The 15,838-nt window shown below is 60.1% G+C and carries 18 protein-coding genes; 16 read left to right on the top strand and 2 right to left on the bottom strand.

What is annotated here, in order from left to right:
- Positions 1–107: 107 nt before the first annotated feature.
- The 13 genes from mnmG to U1H99_RS14100 all read left to right on the top strand — a co-directional run bounded on the left by mnmG (position 108) and on the right by U1H99_RS14100 (position 11,894).
- Positions 108–2,045, top strand: a complete 1,938-nt coding sequence (mnmG, locus tag U1H99_RS14160; protein ID WP_323142369.1) for a tRNA uridine-5-carboxymethylaminomethyl(34) synthesis enzyme MnmG — start codon at positions 108–110, stop codon at positions 2,043–2,045.
- Positions 2,042–2,698, top strand: coding sequence for a 16S rRNA (guanine(527)-N(7))-methyltransferase RsmG (gene rsmG, locus U1H99_RS14155; RefSeq protein WP_323142368.1), 657 nt, complete (start codon positions 2,042–2,044; stop codon positions 2,696–2,698). Before mnmG ends, rsmG begins: the two co-directional genes overlap by 4 nt.
- A 129-nt stretch (positions 2,699–2,827) precedes the next feature.
- Positions 2,828–3,598, top strand: a complete 771-nt coding sequence (locus U1H99_RS14150; RefSeq protein ID WP_141836429.1) for a ParA family protein — start codon at positions 2,828–2,830, stop codon at positions 3,596–3,598.
- 27 nt (positions 3,599–3,625) lie between these two features.
- Positions 3,626–4,510, top strand: a complete 885-nt coding sequence (locus tag U1H99_RS14145; protein ID WP_323142367.1) for a ParB/RepB/Spo0J family partition protein — start codon at positions 3,626–3,628, stop codon at positions 4,508–4,510.
- Positions 4,511–4,841: 331 nt separating this feature from the next.
- Positions 4,842–5,180, top strand: a complete 339-nt coding sequence (locus U1H99_RS14140) for an ATP synthase subunit I (RefSeq protein ID WP_141836425.1) — start codon at positions 4,842–4,844, stop codon at positions 5,178–5,180.
- A gap of 2 nt (positions 5,181–5,182) precedes the next feature.
- On the top strand, positions 5,183–6,016 hold the full coding sequence (gene atpB, locus U1H99_RS14135; protein ID WP_323142366.1) for a F0F1 ATP synthase subunit A: 834 nt from the start codon (positions 5,183–5,185) through the stop codon (positions 6,014–6,016).
- An 88-nt stretch (positions 6,017–6,104) separates the two neighbouring features.
- Entirely contained in the window at positions 6,105–6,347 is a 243-nt protein-coding gene (atpE, locus tag U1H99_RS14130; protein WP_141836424.1) for a F0F1 ATP synthase subunit C, read from the top strand.
- Between the two features lie 77 nt (positions 6,348–6,424).
- Complete coding sequence (locus U1H99_RS14125) at positions 6,425–6,895, top strand: F0F1 ATP synthase subunit B (protein ID WP_323142365.1); 471 nt, start codon at positions 6,425–6,427, stop codon at positions 6,893–6,895.
- 2 nt (positions 6,896–6,897) lie between these two features.
- Positions 6,898–7,431, top strand: coding sequence for a F0F1 ATP synthase subunit delta (locus tag U1H99_RS14120; protein WP_141836419.1), 534 nt, complete (start codon positions 6,898–6,900; stop codon positions 7,429–7,431).
- Between the two features lie 66 nt (positions 7,432–7,497).
- Positions 7,498–9,033 (top strand): F0F1 ATP synthase subunit alpha, encoded by a 1,536-nt coding sequence (gene atpA, locus U1H99_RS14115; protein ID WP_323142364.1) that lies wholly within the window; start codon positions 7,498–7,500, stop codon positions 9,031–9,033.
- A gap of 65 nt (positions 9,034–9,098) precedes the next feature.
- A complete protein-coding gene (gene atpG / locus U1H99_RS14110; RefSeq protein WP_141836415.1) occupies positions 9,099–9,980 on the top strand; it encodes a F0F1 ATP synthase subunit gamma in 882 nt (293 codons plus the stop codon).
- A gap of 54 nt (positions 9,981–10,034) precedes the next feature.
- A complete protein-coding gene (gene atpD, locus U1H99_RS14105) occupies positions 10,035–11,441 on the top strand; it encodes a F0F1 ATP synthase subunit beta (RefSeq protein ID WP_323142363.1) in 1,407 nt (468 codons plus the stop codon).
- A 27-nt stretch (positions 11,442–11,468) separates the two neighbouring features.
- Entirely contained in the window at positions 11,469–11,894 is a 426-nt protein-coding gene (locus U1H99_RS14100; protein WP_141836411.1) for a F0F1 ATP synthase subunit epsilon, read from the top strand.
- A gap of 83 nt (positions 11,895–11,977) precedes the next feature.
- Here the strand turns inward: U1H99_RS14100 and U1H99_RS14095 are convergent, their stop codons facing one another.
- A complete protein-coding gene (locus U1H99_RS14095) occupies positions 11,978–12,919 on the bottom strand; it encodes a hypothetical protein (RefSeq protein ID WP_323142362.1) in 942 nt (313 codons plus the stop codon).
- Positions 12,920–13,181: 262 nt separating this feature from the next.
- Complete coding sequence (locus U1H99_RS14090) at positions 13,182–13,448, bottom strand: hypothetical protein (protein ID WP_323142361.1); 267 nt, start codon at positions 13,446–13,448, stop codon at positions 13,182–13,184.
- 317 nt (positions 13,449–13,765) lie between these two features.
- Here U1H99_RS14090 and U1H99_RS14085 point away from each other — a divergent pair, with 317 nt between their 5' ends.
- From U1H99_RS14085 to U1H99_RS14075, 3 genes are all read left to right on the top strand, one after another.
- Positions 13,766–14,197, top strand: coding sequence for a CoA-binding protein (locus U1H99_RS14085; RefSeq protein WP_323142360.1), 432 nt, complete (start codon positions 13,766–13,768; stop codon positions 14,195–14,197).
- Positions 14,194–15,027: a PPK2 family polyphosphate kinase gene (locus U1H99_RS14080; RefSeq protein WP_323142359.1), complete on the top strand. Its 834-nt coding sequence runs from the start codon at positions 14,194–14,196 to the stop codon at positions 15,025–15,027. Before U1H99_RS14085 ends, U1H99_RS14080 begins: the two co-directional genes overlap by 4 nt.
- A gap of 155 nt (positions 15,028–15,182) precedes the next feature.
- The gene (locus U1H99_RS14075) at positions 15,183–15,776 is read left to right on the top strand and encodes a glutathione peroxidase (RefSeq protein WP_323142358.1); all 594 of its coding nucleotides are present in this window, start codon (positions 15,183–15,185) and stop codon (positions 15,774–15,776) included.
- Positions 15,777–15,838 lie beyond the last annotated feature (62 nt).

Below are 15,838 nucleotides of genomic sequence, written 5' to 3'. Positions count from 1 at the left end.
CGTGAAACAAAATGTGTCGTTTTCGAGCCCATGTCGAAGCCCGATAGAAAAAAGAATCTATAATCCGGGCTTAACTCCCGCAACTCCTCCTTGCAGCACAATCCATCATGCTATATCCGACAGAATTCGACGTGATCGTCGTTGGCGGCGGCCATGCCGGCACCGAAGCGGCACTTGCGTCCGCACGCATGGGGCAGAAGACCCTGTTGCTCACTCACAATATCGAAACCCTGGGTGCGATGTCTTGCAACCCATCCATTGGCGGCATCGGCAAGGGCCACCTTGTCAAGGAAGTCGACGCCATGGGCGGCGCGATGGCGATCGCCACCGACGAAGCCGGCATCCAGTTCCGCATCCTGAATTCTTCCAAGGGTCCTGCCGTGCGCGCGACCCGTGCCCAAGCTGATCGTGCCCTGTACAAGCAGGCGATCCGCTCGCGCCTGGAAAACCAGAACAACCTGTGGCTGTTCCAGCAGGCAGTCGACGACCTGATCGTCGAAGGCGAACGCGTGGTCGGCGCTACCACCCAGATCGGTCTGCAGTTCCGCGCCCGCGCCGTGGTCCTGACCGCCGGTACTTTCCTCGACGGTAAGGTGCACGTCGGCTTGCAGAATTATGCCGCCGGCCGTGCCGGCGACCCGACCGCGCTGTCGCTGTCGGCGCGCCTGAAGGAACTCAAGCTGCCGCAGGGCCGCCTGAAAACCGGTACGCCGCCGCGCATCGATGGCCGCAGCATCGATTTTTCGGTGATGAGCGAACAGCCGGGCGACCTCGATCCGGTCCCGGTCTTCTCGTACATGGGCAATGCCGCCATGCATCCGAAGCAGGTCCCGTGCTGGGTCACGCACACGAATGCCCAGACCCACGACATCATCCGTGCCGGTCTCGACCGCAGTCCGATGTACACCGGGGTGATCGAAGGCGTCGGCCCGCGCTATTGCCCGTCGATCGAAGACAAAATCCACCGCTTCTCGTCGAAAGAGTCGCACCAGATCTTCCTCGAGCCGGAAGGTCTCACGACCAACGAGTTCTATCCGAACGGGATCTCGACCAGCCTGCCGTTCGACGTGCAGCTGAACCTGGTGCGCTCGATGCGAGGCCTGGAAAACGCCTTCATCCTGCGTCCCGGCTATGCGATCGAATACGATTATTTCGACCCGCGCGGCTTGAAGGCGTCGCTGGAAACCAAGGCGATCGGTGGGCTGTTCTTCGCCGGCCAGATCAACGGCACCACCGGTTACGAAGAAGCCGCAGCCCAGGGCATGCTGGCCGGTATCAACGCCGCCCTGCAAACCCAGGGTAAGGAAGCCTGGACCCCTGGCCGTTCGGAAGCCTACCTCGGCGTGCTGGTCGACGACCTCACGACCCAGGGCGTGGCCGAGCCCTACCGCATGTTCACCAGCCGCGCCGAGTATCGCCTCAGCCTGCGTGAAGACAATGCCGACATGCGCCTGACGGAAATCGGCCGCAAGCTGGGCGTGGTCGGCGATGCGCAATGGGAAGCCTTCGAGCGCAAGCGCGAAGCTGTCGCCCTCGAGCTGGAGCGCCTGCGTTCGACCTGGGTCAACCCGCGCATCCTGGCCGCGGCCGAATCCGAACGCGTGATCGGCCAGGCGATCGAGCGCGAGTACAACCTGGCCGACCTGCTCAGACGGCCGGGCGTGGATTACGAAAAACTGATGAGCATGCAGGGCAACGAGGGCCAGCCGCTGGCCGGTCCCGGCGTCGCAGATCCTGCCGTGAAGGAGCAAGTCGAGATCCAGCTGAAATATTCAGGTTATATCGACCGCCAGGCGCGTGAAGTCGAACGCCACGACTACTATGAAAACCTCAAGTTGCCGGAAAACCTGAATTACCACGAGATCACGGCGCTCTCGATCGAGGTGCGCCAGAAACTCGACAAGCAGCGTCCGGAAACCCTCGGCCAGGCTTCGCGCATTTCCGGCGTGACCCCGGCAGCGATCTCGCTGCTGCTGGTGCACCTGAAAAAACGCGGCGCCAAGGGATTTACCCAGGCGCCGCCCACCGAGGAAGTCACCGGATGAAGAATTTCGATCGACAAGGCCTGCAGACGCTGCTGGCCGAAGGCATCCGCGACATGGGGCTGGACCTCAGTGCGGCGCAGCAGGACCGGCTGATGGATTACCTGGCCCTGATGTTCAAGTGGAACTCGGTCTATAACCTGACGTCGCTGCGCGACCCGGTGCAGATGGTGACTCACCACCTGCTCGATTCGCTGGCGGCGGTGCCCGCGTTCAAGGATGCCGTCAATGTGCTCGACGTCGGTTCCGGCGGCGGCCTGCCCGGCATCGTGCTGGCCATCGTACGCCCGGACATGAAAGTGTCGATGATCGACACCGTGCACAAGAAAACCGCGTTTTTGAACCAGGTCAAAGCGGAACTGGAGCTTGCCAACGTCACCGTGTACACGATGCAGGTGCAGCAGCTGCAGGCGAGCGACAAAACCGGCGGGGCATTCGACGTCATCACCTCGCGCGCTTTTGCCGACCTGTCCGATTTCGTCAACTGGTCTGCGCACCTGCTGGCGGAGCAGGGCAGGTACATCGCCCTGAAAGGCACGGCGCCAAAGGATGAGCAGGAGCGGGTGCCCCAGGAATGGAAGGTGACGAAAGTGGAGCCTTTGCAGGTGCCCCGGCTGGGTGCGGAACGCCACCTCGTTTATATAGAGCGCAGCTGAGCAAAACCGAACGAGCAAACGAAATTCCAAATAACTGTATAAACGATATAAACCGTTTATACAGTTAAAACCATACAAACCGTATAAATCGTTTTAACGATATGAACGGTATATATGTAAAGAGCATACATGGCGAAAATATTTTGCGTAGCAAACCAGAAGGGCGGGGTGGGCAAGACTACCACCAGCGTCAACCTCTCGGCCGGCCTCGCCAAGCTGGACCAGCGCGTGCTGCTGGTCGACCTCGACCCGCAGGGCAACGCCACCATGGGCGCCGGCATCAACAAGGCCGGACTGGAGGCATCCATCTATGAAGTGCTGCTGGGCGAAGCCGACGTGGCGGGTGCGCGCCTGCGCAGCGAGGCAGGGCGCTTCGACGTGCTGCCGGCCAACCGCGAGCTAGCCGGCGCCGAAGTCGAGATGGTGGAACTGGCCAACCGCGAGCGCCGCCTGAAGGAAGCGCTGGCGAAGGTCGACGCCGACTACGACTTCATCTTGATCGACTGCCCGCCGGCCTTGTCGATGCTGACCCTGAACGGCCTGGTGTCGGCGCACGGCGTGATCATCCCGATGCAGTGCGAGTACTACGCGCTGGAAGGCCTGTCCGACCTGGTGAACACCATCAAGAAGGTGCACGCCAACCTGAACCACGACCTGAAGATCATCGGCCTGCTGCGCGTGATGTTCGATCCGCGCATGACGCTGTCGCAACAGGTCTCGAGCCAGCTCGAGCAGCACTTCGGCGACAAGGTTTTCAAAACCATCATCCCGCGCAACGTGCGCCTGGCCGAGGCGCCGTCGTACGGCATCCCGGGCGTGACCTTCGATCCCTCGTCGAAGGGCGCGCAGGCGTACATCGCCTTCGGTGCCGAGATGGTCGAGCGCATCAAGACGATGTAACCCAGTCGAACGGAGCGGAATCCAATCATGGCAACCAAAAAACTCAAGGGGCTCGGCCGCGGTCTCGACGCCCTGCTCGGCGGCGGCATGGCCGACGACGCCCCGGCCGCGCCCGAACGCGCGCCGTCCACGCTGCATGTGACCCAGATCCAGGCCGGCAAGTACCAGCCGCGCACGCGCATGGACGACGGCTCGCTGTCCGAACTGGCGGCCTCGATCAAGACCCAGGGCATCATGCAGCCGGTGCTGGTGCGTCCGATCGCAGGGCAGGGCAGCGTCGCTTACGAAATCATCGCCGGCGAACGCCGCTTCCGCGCGGCCCAGCTGGCCGGCCTGGACGAGATCCCGGTGCTGGTGCGCGAAGTCGACGACCAGAACGCCGCCGCGATGGCACTGATCGAGAACATCCAGCGCGAAGACCTGAATCCGCTGGAAGAGGCACAGGGCATCGCGCGCCTGATCTCGGAATTCGATTTTACGCACGAGCAGGCGGCGAATGCCGTGGGCCGCTCGCGCAGCGCGGTGTCGAACCTGCTGCGCCTGGTGAACCTGGCGTCGCCGGTGCAGACCATGCTGATGGCGGGCGACATCGACATGGGCCACGCGCGCGCGCTGCTGGCGGTCGACAACGCCAGCCAGATCGCGCTGGCCAACCAGGTCATCGCCAAGCGCCTGTCGGTCCGGGAAACCGAAAAACTGGTGGCGCGCGCGCTGGAAGAGCAGAACGCGCCGGCGGCCAGCGCACGCCAGAAGGAAAAGTCGGGCGACATCGCCCGCCTCGAGGAAGAACTGTCGGACCGCCTGGCGACGCCGGTCGTATTCAAGATGGGCAAGGCGGGCAGGGGACAGATGATCATCGATTTCGCCGACCTCGACATCCTCGACAGCGTGCTGGCACGCCTGCGCACCTGACCTTTCGCGGGCACGCCAGAGCGCCCGCATCCCTCCCCACGCTTGTGCATAAAACCACAGTTGTGCACAAGCGTGGCGCAGAAAACAACAATGCCACGTATGTATCGGCGCAGCGCGCGGATTGTTGGCGATGTTGCAAAAAGACCGAATTTCGTAGGAAAGTTCCGATTTTCTTCACGATTTTCTTTGTCGTTTTTACATTCCTTCCTGGTATACGCTCGGACGGAACAGTTTGACTGTAGCTGTTATCACCCCTTATAATCCCGCTGATTCATGTAATTACCATTCCGTAATACGGTTCCACCACGGCTGGCGCGAAAGAACAACAACAATGCTGCGCTTGGTCTCCCTGCAAATGATCGCAACACTGATCACCGGCGTCATCGCCGGACTGCTCGGTGGGTGGAGTGCGATGTTATCGGCGGTACTCGGCGGAATCTGTTGTGTCGTACCCAACGGCATCATGGCCTTGCGCCTGTTCGCCGGTACGCAGAAAGTCGGCGGTGCCAACCCCGCCACTTTCTTCATCTGGGAATTTGTAAAGATTGCTTTAACGCTCGCGCTGCTGATCGCAACGGCGCGGCTGTATCACGATCTGAACTGGCTGGCACTTTTGTGCGGGTTCATCGTGGCGCTTAAAAGTTACATTATTTTATTATTTAGGCACTGACAATGATGAGTCCAACGGCAGAAACCGCGACGGCGCACGCGCCGAACGCAGGCGAGTACATTACCCACCACCTGGGTCACCTCACCAATATCCACCAAGGTTTTATCGTCGACTTCAGTGTCATCAACTATGACACCGTGTTCTGGTCGATCCTGATGGGCGTGGTCGGCGTGTTCGTCCTGTGGCTCGGCACCCGCCGCGCCACCTCGGGCGTACCGGGCCGCTTCCAGGGCGCCATCGAAGCCGTCGTCGAAATGGTCGAGGACCAGTCGAAGTCGATCATCCACGGCGACCGCCGCTTCATCGCCCCGCTGGCGCTGACCGTGTTCGTCTGGGTGTTCCTGATGAACTGCCTGGACTTCCTGCCGGTCGACATGTTCGCAGGCATCTTCCGCGCACTGGGCCTGGGCGAACCGCACTTCCGTATCGTCCCGACCGCCGACCTGAACGGTCCGCTGGGCATGGCGCTGGGCGTGCTGGCCGTGGTCCTGTACTACAACGTGAAAATCAAGGGTATCGGCGGCTGGATCCATGAACTGTTCGCGGCCCCGTTCGGCATCTACCTGGCACCGTTCAACTTCCTGTTGAACCTGATCGAATACGCAGCCCGCACCGTGTCGCTCGGTATGCGACTGTTCGGCAACATGTATGCCGGCGAGCTGTTGTTCCTGTTGATTGCGCTGCTCGGCGCCATGGCAACCCCGTTCGGCATCGTCGGACACGTGATTGCCGGTTCGATCTGGGCAATCTTCCACATCCTGATCGTGCTCCTCCAGGCATTCATCTTCATGATGCTGACGTTGGTGTATATCGGTCAGGCCCACGAGAGCCACTGACCGACGCGATCGCAAGACGTACAAGATAGTGGTAGTAAAGAAGTTGTAAATTTCTTAGTTTTTTAATTTTACTTTTGGAGTAATTCTCATGACTGACGTTTCTTTCGTTGCACTGGCTTGCGGTCTGATCATCGGCCTGGGTGCTATCGGCGCATGTATCGGTATCGCGATCATGGGCGGTAAATACCTGGAAGCCTCGGCTCGTCAGCCTGAACTGATGAACACCCTGCAGACCAAGATGTTCCTGCTGGCCGGCCTGATCGACGCGGCATTCCTGATCGGTGTTGGTATCGCAATGCTGTTCGTGTTCGGCAAGCCGTTCACCAGCTAATAGATTCTCAAGACGATGATCTGAAGCGCCGAACCCGAACCGGTTCGGCATCCGTTTTTGTAAGAAGGAATCTAACCGTGAACTTGAACGCAACCTTGATTGTTCAGTTCGTGGTCTTCTTCGTCCTGGTGTTCGTCACGATGAAATTCGTGTGGCCGCCGGTGATGAAAGCGCTCGACGAGCGCGCCGAGAGGATCGCGAATGGCCTGGCCGCAGCTGATCGTGGCAAGGCAGAAATGGCCGCCGCCGAAAAGCGCATCGCCGCCGAACTGGCCGCGACCCGTGACGAAAGCGCCAAGCGCATCGCCGACGCCGAAAAACGTGCCCAGGCGATCATCGACGACGCCAAGCAGACCGCCAACGTCGAAGCTGCCCGCATCGTCTCGGCTGCCCATGCCGACGCCGAGCAGCAGGTCACGCGTGCGCGCGAAGAACTGCGCGGCCAGGTGGCTGCCCTCGCCGTCAAAGGCGCCGAGCAGATCCTGAAGCGTGAAGTGAACGCAGCGGCCCACGCCGACCTGCTGTCGCAACTGTCGACCGAGCTCTGATCATGGCTGAACTCGCAACCGTCGCCCGCCCTTACGCCGAAGCGCTGTTCCGTGTCGCCCAGAACGGCGACCTGAACGCCTGGTCCGGCCTCGTCGCTGAACTGGCGCAGATCGGCGCCAACCCGGATCTGCAGGCTTTCGCCAGCAATCCGAACGTCACGCCGGCCCAGCTGGCCGAGACGATTGCGTCGCTGGTCAAGTCGCCGCTGAATGCCGAAGCGCACAACTTTATCGCGATGCTGGCCGAAAACGGCCGCATCGCACTGCTGCCGGAAATCGGAGCCCAGTACGCCGTGCTCAAAAATGCACTGCAGGGTGCCGCCGACGCGATCGTCTACAGTGCCTTCGACCTGTCGGCCGACCAGCTCAACCCGCTGGTCGCCTCGCTGGAAAAGAAATTTGGCCGCAAGCTGAACCCCACGGTCGAAGTCGACCCCTCGCTGATCGGTGGTGTGCGCGTGGTGGTCGGTGATGAAGTGCTCGATACCTCGGTCCGCGCCAAGCTGCAGCAGATGCACGCCGCGCTGGTAGCCTGAGATCGCACAGTCACCGCATCCGCGCCCTTGCCCTACGCATCAAGAAACTATTAGGAGTTAGCACTCATGCAACTTAATTCATCTGAAATCAGCGAACTGATCAAGAGCCGCATCCAGGGCCTCGAAGGTCAGGCTGATGTTCGCAACCAAGGCACGGTGATCTCCGTCGCCGACGGTATCTGCCGCATCCATGGTCTGTCGGACGTGATGCAGGGCGAGATGCTGGAATTCCCGGGCAACACCTTCGGTCTGGCGATGAACCTCGAGCGCGACTCGGTCGGCGCCGTGATCCTGGGCGCCTACGAGCACATCTCGGAAGGCGACACCGTCAAAACCACCGGCCGCATCCTGGAAGTGCCGATCGGTCCGGAACTGCGCGGCCGCGTCGTCAACGCACTGGGCCAGCCGATCGACGGCAAGGGTCCGGTCACCACCCAGCTGACCGCCCCGATCGAAAAGATCGCCCCGGGCGTGATCGCCCGCGAATCCGTGTCGCAGCCGCTGCAGACCGGTATCAAGTCGATCGACGCGATGGTGCCGATCGGCCGTGGCCAGCGCGAGCTGATCATCGGCGACCGCCAGACCGGTAAATCGGCTGTCGCAGTCGACGCGATCATCAACCAGAAGGGTCAGAACGTCACCTGCGTGTACGTCGCGATCGGCCAGAAGGCCTCGACCATCAAGAACATCGTGCGCTCGCTGGAAGAGCACGGCGCGATGGAATACACGATCGTGGTCGCCGCATCGGCATCGGAATCGGCCGCCATGCAGTACATCTCGGCCTACTCCGGCTGCGCGATGGGCGAGTACTTCCGCGATTGCGGCGAAGACGCGCTGATCGTGTACGACGACCTGTCGAAGCAAGCTGTCGCCTACCGCCAGATCTCGCTGCTGCTGCGCCGTCCGCCGGGCCGCGAAGCGTATCCGGGCGACGTGTTCTACCTGCACAGCCGCCTGCTCGAGCGTGCCGCCCGCGTGAACGCCGACTACGTGTCCGCCTTCACCAACGGCGCCGTGACCGGCAAGACCGGCTCGCTGACCGCACTGCCGATCATCGAAACCCAGGCGGGCGACGTCTCGGCCTTCGTGCCGACCAACGTGATCTCGATTACCGACGGCCAGATCTTCCTGGAGACCTCGCTGTTCAACGCCGGTATCCGTCCTGCGATCAACGCCGGTATCTCGGTGTCGCGCGTTGGTGGCGCGGCCCAGACGAAGGTCATCAAGAACCTGTCCGGCGGTATCCGTACCGACCTGGCGCAGTACCGTGAGCTGGCTGCGTTCGCGCAGTTCGCATCGGACCTGGACGAGTCGACCCGCAAGCAGCTGGACCGCGGCGCACGCGTGACCGAACTGCTGAAGCAGAAGCAGTACTCGCCGCTGCCGATCTCGCTGATGGCGGCATCGCTGTTCGCGGTCAACAAGGGCTATTTCGACAGCATCGACGTCAAGCGCGTGCTGGACTTCGAACATGGCCTGCACAACTACCTGAAGTCGAGCCACGCCGACCTGCTGTCGAAGATCGAACAGGCCAAGGCGCTGGACAAGGATGGCGAAGCGGCACTGGCCGCCGCCGTCGCCGACTTCAAGAAGTCGTTCTAAGCGCATTCTGACGGAATGCGGGATGGGGGGCGTCATGCCCCCGTCCTCACAAGGAGTAAGGGCTCATGGCAGCAGGCAAAGAGATACGTGGCAAGATCAAGAGCGTAGAAAATACGAAGAAGATCACCAAGGCGATGGAAATGGTCGCCGCATCCAAGATGCGCAAGGCGCAGGACCGGATGCGCGCCGCCCGTCCCTACAGCGAGAAGGTCCGTAACATCACGGCCAACCTCGCCACTGCGAACCCGGAGTACACCCACGCGTTCATGGCGCAAGCCAAGGACGTCAAGGCGAAAGCCGTCGGCTTCATCGTCGTCACGACCGACAAGGGTCTGTGCGGCGGCATGAACACCAACGTGTTGCGCCAGGTGACGCAGAAGACCCGCGAGCTGGAAGCCGCGGGCAATCGCATTGAAGTCGTTGCAATCGGCAACAAGGGTCTGGGCTTCCTGAACCGCATCGGCGTGAAAGTGGTTTCGCACGTGACGCAGATCGGCGACACCCCGCACCTGGAAAAGCTGATCGGCCCGATCAAGGTCATGCTCGACGCTTACCAGGATGGTCAGCTGGACGCGGTGTACCTGTGCTACACCAAGTTCATCAACACCATGCGCCAGGAACCGGTGGTCGAGCAGCTGCTCCCGCTGCCGGCCCAGCACCTGGAAGCCGACCGCGGCACCCACGCTTGGGATTACATCTACGAGCCGGACGCGCAAGTGGTCATCGACGAGCTGCTGGTGCGCTACGTCGAAGCGCTGATCTACCAGGGCGTGGCCGAGAACCTGGCGTCCGAGCAGTCGGCGCGCATGGTGGCGATGAAGGCCGCGACCGACAACGCGGGCAGCGTCATCGGCGAACTGAAGCTGGTCTACAACAAGACCCGCCAGGCGGCGATTACCAAAGAACTCTCCGAGATCGTGTCGGGCGCAGCCGCAATCAGCGGCTAAGCGGCACCGGCGATCTCCCGAAACGACATTAAAACTATATCTGAAGGAACGAACATGGCTGATGGCAAAATCGTTCAGTGTATCGGCGCTGTGGTTGACGTGGAATTCCCGCGCAACGCGATGCCGAAGGTGTACGACGCACTGAAAATGGAAGGCTCCGCACTGACCCTGGAAGTCCAGCAACAGCTGGGCGACGGCATCGTCCGTACCATCGCGCTGGGCAGCTCGGAAGGCCTGCGTCGCGGCATGATGATCCAGAACACCGGCAACCCGATCATGGTGCCGGTCGGTACCGCGACCCTGGGCCGCATCATGGACGTGCTGGGCAACCCGATCGACGAGCGTGGCCCGGTCAGCGCCGAGACCACCGCCTCGATCCACCGCAGCGCGCCGCAGTACGACGAGCTGTCGCCGTCGCAAGACCTGCTGGAAACCGGCATCAAGGTGATCGACCTGGTGTGCCCGTTCGCCAAGGGCGGTAAAGTCGGCCTGTTCGGCGGCGCCGGCGTCGGCAAGACCGTCAACATGATGGAACTGATCAACAACATCGCCAAGGCGCACTCGGGTCTGTCCGTGTTCGCCGGCGTGGGCGAGCGTACCCGCGAAGGTAACGACTTCTACCACGAAATGGCCGATGCCAAGGTCGTCGACCTGGACAACCTGCCGAACTCGAAGGTCGCGATGGTCTACGGCCAGATGAACGAACCGCCGGGCAACCGTCTGCGCGTCGCGCTGACCGGCCTGACCATGGCCGAAGCCTTCCGCGATGAAGGCAAGGACGTGCTGTTCTTCGTCGACAACATCTACCGCTACACCCTGGCCGGTACCGAAGTCTCGGCACTGCTGGGCCGTATGCCGTCGGCGGTGGGCTACCAGCCGACCCTGGCCGAAGAGATGGGCCGCCTGCAAGAGCGCATCACCTCGACCAAGACCGGTTCGATCACCTCGATCCAGGCCGTGTACGTCCCTGCGGATGACTTGACCGACCCGTCGCCGGCCACCACCTTCGCCCACCTGGACTCGACCGTCGTGCTGTCGCGTGACATCGCGTCGCTGGGTATCTACCCGGCCGTCGACCCGCTGGATTCGACCTCGCGCCAGCTGGACCCGCTGGTCGTCGGCGAAGAGCACTACGCCACCGCGCGCGCCGTGCAGGGCACCCTGCAGCGCTACAAGGAACTGCGCGACATCATCGCGATTCTGGGCATGGACGAACTGGCACCGGAAGACAAGCTGGTCGTCGCCCGTGCTCGCAAGATGCAGCGTTTCCTGTCGCAGCCGTTCCACGTCGCTGAAGTGTTCACCGGCGCGCCGGGCAAGTACGTTTCGCTGAAAGATACGATCAAGGGCTTCAAGATGATCGCATCGGGCGAACTGGACCACCTGCCGGAGCAGGCGTTCTACATGGTCGGCACCATCGAAGAAGCGATCGAAAAGGCCAAGAAGCTGGCTGCCGGTTAATTCCGACCGCCTCTTCAAAGGACACTTATGGCAAACACACTTCACGTAGACGTCGTTTCGGCCGAAGAGTTGATCTTCACGGGCGAAGCCGAATTCGTCGCGTTGCCGGGTGAATCGGGTGAGCTGGGTATCTACCCGATGCACACCCCCTTGATCACGCGCATCCGCCCGGGTGCCGTGCGCATCAAAGTTGCTGGCCGCTCGGACGAGGAATTCGTCTTCGTGGCCGGCGGCATCCTGGAAGTCCAGCCGAAAGGCGTGACCGTCCTGGCCGACACCGCGATCCGCGGCGCCGACCTGGACGAGGCGAAAGCCCAGGAAGCCAAGCGCAAGGCCGAAGAGCTGATGCAGTCCAAGGACACCCAGATCGACTACGCCAAGGCGCAAGCCGAACTGGCGGCGGCGATTGCCCAGCTGGCGGCCATCGCCAAGCTGCGTCACAAGGGACGCTGATCGCAGGCTATCTATGCCGCAAATAAAAGGGGCAGCGTCAGCTGCCCCTTTTTACTTTTTGCTTAAAATATAGATCAGCGATGCTATCTAATACGGTACAGACCGTAAAATTCACTACCATACGACCAAGTAACCATACTGTTATATCGACTGGCAGAAGAGCATAAAGATCGCAGTACGCGCTTTTTCTTCTGAGTCATCGAAGGCTCCTTACTCTGATAACGGTAAATGTTAAGTTCGTGTTCTGAGCAAACCTTACGTGCGAAAGAAAACACGCCTACCTTATCTAAAGCCACTGCTTTTCTTGGGTCGATGGTCGAGATGAGCAGCTCTATCCGGTTAATCTTCTTACGCACCGTATCTATTGCTGTTCGGGCGTTCGTAACTCCCGGATCTTTGATCCAGATCGGCTCATGGTGGAACAGCCGATTTCGGTAGTCACGAATCTCTTTGACTATATTGATCAGCTGCCTCCTGGCCTCGTTCGGCTTTTTGTCTACGTTTGAGAACTGTCGAAAAACGTCTGGCATGGATAATGGCCACAAATACTGTTGATGGGTAGTTTGAGTCTTTGATGCAAACGCATCATGTAAGACAAATTGCCACACACTAAAGTCTGTTGCAGCAATGATTTCTTCATGTTTCCATACAGGTCTCACTGTAGGTATCGGCATAATTCGTCGTAATCCTAGACGTTTCCGCTCCTTATCTTCCCACGACTTGTCCAACTTCCTCGCAGCTGAAGTAATTCCATCTTGAAACAACTGTGTCCCAATACCGTTAAAAGAAGAGAGTTTCCACCAGTATTGGCCGAACCGTTGAGTAGCCACGTTGTCAATGGCATTTCGCAGAGTAATCTCCGCATTTTGAGTCAACGGGTACAAAGACCCCGCAGCATGTTGAGCCCAGACATAGATTCCGTACACTTCAGCATCATTCGCTGGAGAGAATATGAGACGGTAGCTTCCCAAACGTGGGGAAGAAATCAACGGAATTATTGAGGAGTAATTGTGGTTCTTCGGCATCTAACTTCTCGCAGCGAGGTAGAACAAAGCACTTCACAGAAAGGTACATAGTTACGTTTGACCTTCTTCACTCGATAGGGTATAGTTGTACCCATATCGCCTGTACGCGCCTCATCCCCTTTCTAGGTTCTAGTCGCCGTACGTTATAGGCAAAGCGTATTCGGAAAGCCCACCTCTGGTGGGCTTTTCCATTTCTGACGTTGCGTAAGCACAATATGATGTACTGCCTAAGGCTCCTAAGGCTCCAGTTGTACCGGAAGACTTATTTCTCATAGCTGTTACGCAATGTTTCGAGTTTAGTTCTACCATGTGGATGCGAATGATCACCACTGACAATCATAAACTCTTTTCCCTCTAAACAAGGCTTAATACGCTGCTCGAGCCAATCACTCACTGATGTAGTGCCTGCCGCTTTGCGAGCGTAGTCATAGTCATATACAGTCTCGGAAGCTGCTGCTCTAACAATGAGAACAACTTCTTCTCGCTCTAAGACTTTTTGCTCGAATTCACGTACAGAAATTTTAGCCACAAGAGCTCCATAGCATTTTTACTGATTTTGACAGCAAATCGATACTTTGTACAGGCCTTATTTTATAGTTATTTGGCAGTTAAAAACGTCTTAAAGTAGAGTTATGTGGACGTGTACGCTTAGGAAAAACGAGGTCACGCCAGTCGAAGCCACGGAAACCGACAGCGAAAGAGCGGTCAGCGCCGGAAAAAATATACAGAAAAGTGGCTTGAGCCAGACCGCTTGCAGTCCCACGCCGGCTAGGCTGCGCTGCCCAACGATATGAATCTGCTACGCTGATGCCAACGACAACAGCGTCATCAGAATACGGGAACCCCATGCGCACCATCGAACAAATCCTCCGCACCGGCAGCAACGTGGCGGTGGTCGGGTTGTCCAGCAACCCCGAACGCACCAGCCACCACGTGGCGGAATACCTGCAGCAGCAGGGTTACCACATCATCCCGGTGAACCCGGTGTATGCCGGCCAGCAGATCCTCGGCGAGACCGTGCACGCGACCCTGCAGGACGCGGCCGACGCGCTGGCGCAGAACGGCCAGCGCATCGACGTCGTCGACTGCTTCCGCAAGTCGGAAGACATTCCGCCGATCGCCAAGGAAGCCATTGCGGTGCGCGCAGGCACCCTGTGGATGCAGCTCGACATCGAGAACCAGAAGGCGGCCGACCTGGCGCGCGCGGCCGGCCTGGACGTGGTGATGAACCACTGTATGTTGATCGAGCACCGCAAGCTGGACGCAGGTGCCGCATGAAGATGCTGGAACGCTTCCGCGCCCCCAAGAACCTGGTGCTGGACGATGCCCGTGCCGGCGACAAGCCGCTACGCGACGATGACAACGGCAAGCTGAAAAATGGCGCCATCAAGGAGCGCGAGCGGGCGCTGACTGCCGAGCTGACCGCGCAATCCGCCCAGCTGCAGGAAAAACTGTACGCCGCGCGCGAGCGCAAGCTGCTGTTGATCCTGCAGGGGATGGACACCTCGGGCAAGGACGGCACCGTGAGCGCGCTGTTCTCGCACATCAATCCGATGGGGTTGCGCGCCACCGCCTTCGCCGCCCCGACCGTGCGCGAGAAGTCGCGCGACTACCTGTGGCGCGTGCATGCCCACGTCCCCGGCAACGGAGAAATCGCGATCTTCAACCGCAGCCACTACGAGGACGTGCTGGTGCCGCGCGTGCTGGGCGACATCGACGGCAAGGAGATCAAGCGCCGCTATGCCCACATCCGCGACTTCGAACGCATGCTGCATGAAACCGGCACCACGATCATGAAGGTGTTCCTGCACATCTCGAAGGACGAGCAGCGCAAGCGCCTGCAGGCCCGATTGGACGATCCGGAAAAGCACTGGAAGTTCGACCCGGCCGATCTCACCGCGCGCGAGAAATGGGACGATTACCGGCACGCCTACCAGGACGCGATCGAAGCCACCGACGCCGACCACGCGCCCTGGTACATCGTGCCGGCCGATTCCAAGACACACCGCAACCTGATCATCGCCCACCTGCTGCTCGAGACCATGCAGGGCATGAAGCTGGACTGGCCGCAACCGAAGGCCGACTTGTCCAAGGTCAAGATAGACTAGGATAGAATAAGAGCGTCTAACAAAACCTTCAGGGCAAGGCGCATCGTCGAAGACAGTACGCTAGTACGGCGAGACGATGCAACGCAGCCATGGAGGTTTTTTTAGGCGCTCTAAAGCTCCTTTACCGTTCGTCAACGCTACCGGCTGACCATCCCATGTCCAAGACCACCGCTCTGCTGCTGTCCCTCGGCGCCGCCATCGCCGCCACCTCCACGCCGGCGCCCGCCCTGGCCCAGGCCGCGGCACCCGCCGTGAAATCGGCGCCGGCCTCGTGCCCGGCCGTGCTGAAGCACAGCTTCAAGCGTCTGCAGGATGAAGCGCCGCAGGACCTGTGCCAGTACGCCGGCAAGGTCGTGCTGGTGGTGAACACAGCCAGCTACTGCGGCTTCACCAAGCAGTACGAAGGCCTGGAAAAGTTATACAGCAAATACGGCACCCGCGGCCTGGTGGTGCTGGGCTTCCCGTCGAACGACTTCAAGCAGGAAGATGCCGATTCCAAAAAGATCGCCGACCTGTGCTACAACACCTATGGCGTGAAATTCCCGATGTTCGCCACCACCGTGGTGAGCGGGACCGCGGCCAACCCGCTGTATGCGGAGCTGATCAAGGCGACCGGCAACCAGCCGAAGTGGAATTTCAATAAGTACCTGATCGACCGTAACGGCAAAGTGGTCGAGTACTTCCCGAGCAAGGTGACGCCGGAGGACCCGGCGCTGGTGGGCAAGATCGAGCAGGCGCTGGGCGGTTGATAGCACGTCGTCCCCGCGCAGGCGGGGACCCATGCTGAAGCACCGATCAGGTTGTCGTTGAA

The organism is Massilia phyllosphaerae, assembly GCF_034659755.1.
In the GTDB taxonomy this organism is placed as follows: domain Bacteria; phylum Pseudomonadota; class Gammaproteobacteria; order Burkholderiales; family Burkholderiaceae_D; genus Telluria; species Telluria phyllosphaerae.
This window is presented reverse-complemented; position numbering and strand designations above follow the sequence as displayed.

Bases quoted from the DNA above. Each gene is read 5' to 3' on its own strand.
- atpE (WP_141836424.1), top strand. From the start codon at position 6,105: ATGACTGACGTTTCTTTCGTTGCACTGGCTTGCGGTCTGATCATCGGC.
- atpB (WP_323142366.1), top strand. From the start codon at position 5,183: ATGATGAGTCCAACGGCAGAAACCGCGACGGCGCACGCGCCGAACGCA.
- U1H99_RS14120 (WP_141836419.1), top strand. From the start codon at position 6,898: ATGGCTGAACTCGCAACCGTCGCCCGCCCTTACGCCGAAGCGCTGTTC.
- atpA (WP_323142364.1), top strand. From the start codon at position 7,498: ATGCAACTTAATTCATCTGAAATCAGCGAACTGATCAAGAGCCGCATC.
- U1H99_RS14150 (WP_141836429.1), top strand. From the start codon at position 2,828: ATGGCGAAAATATTTTGCGTAGCAAACCAGAAGGGCGGGGTGGGCAAG.
- atpG (WP_141836415.1), top strand. From the start codon at position 9,099: ATGGCAGCAGGCAAAGAGATACGTGGCAAGATCAAGAGCGTAGAAAAT.
- U1H99_RS14140 (WP_141836425.1), top strand. From the start codon at position 4,842: ATGCTGCGCTTGGTCTCCCTGCAAATGATCGCAACACTGATCACCGGC.
- mnmG (WP_323142369.1), top strand. From the start codon at position 108: ATGCTATATCCGACAGAATTCGACGTGATCGTCGTTGGCGGCGGCCAT.
- U1H99_RS14095 (WP_323142362.1), bottom strand. From the start codon at position 12,919: ATGCCGAAGAACCACAATTACTCCTCAATAATTCCGTTGATTTCTTCC.
- U1H99_RS14075 (WP_323142358.1), top strand. From the start codon at position 15,183: ATGTCCAAGACCACCGCTCTGCTGCTGTCCCTCGGCGCCGCCATCGCC.
- U1H99_RS14100 (WP_141836411.1), top strand. From the start codon at position 11,469: ATGGCAAACACACTTCACGTAGACGTCGTTTCGGCCGAAGAGTTGATC.
- rsmG (WP_323142368.1), top strand. From the start codon at position 2,042: ATGAAGAATTTCGATCGACAAGGCCTGCAGACGCTGCTGGCCGAAGGC.
- atpD (WP_323142363.1), top strand. From the start codon at position 10,035: ATGGCTGATGGCAAAATCGTTCAGTGTATCGGCGCTGTGGTTGACGTG.
- U1H99_RS14085 (WP_323142360.1), top strand. From the start codon at position 13,766: ATGCGCACCATCGAACAAATCCTCCGCACCGGCAGCAACGTGGCGGTG.
- U1H99_RS14080 (WP_323142359.1), top strand. From the start codon at position 14,194: ATGAAGATGCTGGAACGCTTCCGCGCCCCCAAGAACCTGGTGCTGGAC.
- U1H99_RS14145 (WP_323142367.1), top strand. From the start codon at position 3,626: ATGGCAACCAAAAAACTCAAGGGGCTCGGCCGCGGTCTCGACGCCCTG.